Source organism: Escherichia sp. WS1450 (assembly GCF_046487395.1).
Lineage (GTDB): Bacteria > Pseudomonadota > Gammaproteobacteria > Enterobacterales > Enterobacteriaceae > Escherichia > Escherichia coli.
Window position 1 is genome coordinate 1 of sequence record NZ_JBJQJO010000093.1, and the last position, 2284, is coordinate 2284.

Annotated in this window: 4 protein-coding genes and 1 pseudogene; 2 read left to right on the forward strand and 3 right to left on the reverse strand. The window is 47.1% G+C overall.

The window, feature by feature from the left end:
* The 3 genes from ACJHYR_RS27490 to ACJHYR_RS27500 form a co-directional block, all read right to left on the reverse strand.
* Positions 1–663: Rha family transcriptional regulator (locus tag ACJHYR_RS27490; RefSeq protein ID WP_410233198.1), on the reverse strand; the 663-nt coding region annotated here is incomplete at its 3' end.
* Positions 664–813: 150 nt separating this feature from the next.
* Positions 814–1032 (reverse strand): protein YdfC, encoded by a 219-nt coding sequence (gene ydfC / locus ACJHYR_RS27495; protein ID WP_032354481.1) that lies wholly within the window; start codon positions 1030–1032, stop codon positions 814–816.
* Between the two features lie 304 nt (positions 1033–1336).
* Positions 1337–1756 (reverse strand): helix-turn-helix domain-containing protein, encoded by a 420-nt coding sequence (locus ACJHYR_RS27500; protein WP_000233320.1) that lies wholly within the window; start codon positions 1754–1756, stop codon positions 1337–1339.
* Positions 1757–1835: 79 nt separating this feature from the next.
* Between ACJHYR_RS27500 and ACJHYR_RS27505 the strand changes: the two genes are divergently transcribed.
* Together ACJHYR_RS27505 and ACJHYR_RS27510 are read left to right on the forward strand one after the other, a co-directional pair.
* Complete coding sequence (locus tag ACJHYR_RS27505) at positions 1836–2090, forward strand: helix-turn-helix transcriptional regulator (RefSeq protein ID WP_001072342.1); 255 nt, start codon at positions 1836–1838, stop codon at positions 2088–2090.
* A pseudogene (locus ACJHYR_RS27510) lies at positions 2087–2284 on the forward strand (Rha family transcriptional regulator); the annotation flags it as partial. The gene ACJHYR_RS27505 and the pseudogene ACJHYR_RS27510, both read left to right, overlap by 4 nt.

Here is a 2284-nt window from a genome sequence, read left to right on the forward strand (position 1 = left end):
ATCACCCGGGATTATTTTGTCAGCGGGTGTGGTGTTATTCCGGCGCAGTTCTTCCTCCATGCGGTCGAACTCGGCAATGTAGGCTTCCTTGAATGCAGCGGCCTTTTTGCCGGTGAAGCCCATCACCAGGAAAACGAAGCCGTTTTTGGTGATTTGGTAGGCATTGTAGGTATTGCCACGGTGCTCGAATTTAACCCGCGAAAAGTTGCTGGTTAAAAAGCGTTCAGAACATTCGAGGGCCTCTATTTTTTGAACAACATGGTGATGCTGCTTGCCGAAGAATTCTGCGATCGCAATAGACGTAGTGACAGCGCGACCATTTTCAATGGTTACGTCAGGGTGAGAAAGGGTAAGGGTAGTAGCCATGATGGCATCCTCAAGTGTTAAGTTAATTAACTCACCACCGAGGCTTTCCACGACCATAAGGGTGGCGAGACGTACAGGGGTGGAAATACCGGTCACTCGAGAACCCGGCCAGCCTTGCAGCTGCCCTGCACGCCCCACCATTATCTGAATGTGGCTGTGCATTACGCATAAAAAAACCGCTTCGGCGCGGTTATGCGCTCGAGTAACTTTCGGGTTTCCACGCCCGGCACCCGTTTTATGAGGTGCAGGTGCACTATAATTCCACCCGTACTGGTTTTCAATAGCTACATTCAACATTTTCTCTTACCTTTCATCACCGAAGTGAACTTTGTTGATGCGGTACCTGGTGCCTCCAGGCGACGTTAACCAGTCTGTGTCCGGCGCACGCACTCCACCTCACCCGTGGAGAAGTCATTAATTACCAACCCTGGCCTTGTTGATTAGCTGTTAACGCGGGTATGTAATCATTCTGGCAATGCTTAATGCCGCTGCTTTTTCCAGCCTGGTGATATCCTGCTCCAGAGCTGACAGATTTTCAGCCTCCTTAGCCCTGGCTTCATTGGCCCACTTCAGGTCCTGCGCAGCCTGAATTTTCCGGCGCATCCACTCATAAAGTTCATCATCGGTATAGTCTGGCGAGATGATGACGGGTTCTCGCTTCTGCATACTGATTTCTCTCAGTGCTGTTTCCCCTTAACGCCGGGGTAGCGGAACAAAAACCTGCTGCATAGTTAAAGTTAAACCCTGCCGTCATGTTCATACGCCTCGGGCTGGCTACTTAACCCCTGACCACTGCCTGGTAACTCGAAGTATTGCCCTGCGTTCTGTGGGGCGGGGTAGGTTGGCAGGTATATAATGTACTTTGCGTTCAGTGTTGTAAAGTACCTTAAGTACATTTTGTGTGTAAAAAAATGAGATGGAAAAAGTGAAGCACAAACCCGGAGGGGGGCGCTACCGGATTTATGCTGGTTTAAGAGGCTTTTTGTTTTTTCTTTCGTGCTAACTCTTCGTAAATTGCATTGTACTTCTGTTTTTTCTCCTCAAGAGTTTTTAAAAGTTCATCTGTCTCACTGTCAGGGAGCTCGTCCAGAAGGTCAATGATGATTTTTTGTCTTGGATTTAACTCCTGATAGAAACGTACCTGTCCACTTTCTTCTGTATCCTCTCCCAAAAGATAGGTTGGTGTTGTTCCAATGAGTGTTGCTAATTCCCTTAATTTCTCTCGGCGAGGAATTGTTTCGCCATTAAACCATTTGCTAACCGCTTTTGGTGTTAATTTCATTCGACGGGCAATTTCTGCCTGCCTTCCATGTTGTTCATAACCAGCGTTTTCACAGGCTAGCGCAAGCCTACTGGCGAACTCTTTACGCGCTTTATCTTCATGAACCATAAGTTCAATGATATTCGCTCTTGAATGTACTGTCAGTTCTGTTATAGCATGTACTCAAAGTTCACATTGTGAGGGTGATATGAACCAGAAAACACTTGAAGATGTAATCAAAACTGTTCGCGTTTCTGTTGTGGCCGACGTTTGTGGTGTCAGCCAAAGAGCAATCTACAAATGGATGGATAACGGAAAATTGCCTCGCACAGAATATACCGGCGAAACAAATTACGCTGAAAAAATCGCTCATGCATCAAACGGATTATTTTCTGCCGATGCAATTTTAACTATTGGCAGAAATAAAACTACTACGAAAAAGCTGATGGGAGTTGATTCATGAAAATCAAGCATGAGCATATCCGCATGGCGATGAATGCCTGGGCGCGTCCGGATGGTGAAAAAGTTCCGGCAGCTGAAATAACCAGGGTTTATTTCGAGCTGGGCATGACGTTTCCTGAGCTGTACGACGACAGCCATCCGGAAGCCCTGGCCCGTAATACCCAGAAAATTTTCCGCTGGGTGGAGAAAGACACC

Excerpts from the sequence above, each read along its gene's own strand:
- ACJHYR_RS27505 (WP_001072342.1), top strand. The coding sequence starts at position 1,836 with ATGAACCAGAAAACACTTGAAGATGTAATCAAAACTGTTCGCGTTTCT.
- ydfC (WP_032354481.1), bottom strand. The coding sequence starts at position 1,032 with ATGCAGAAGCGAGAACCCGTCATCATCTCGCCAGACTATACCGATGAT.
- ACJHYR_RS27500 (WP_000233320.1), bottom strand. The coding sequence starts at position 1,756 with ATGGTTCATGAAGATAAAGCGCGTAAAGAGTTCGCCAGTAGGCTTGCG.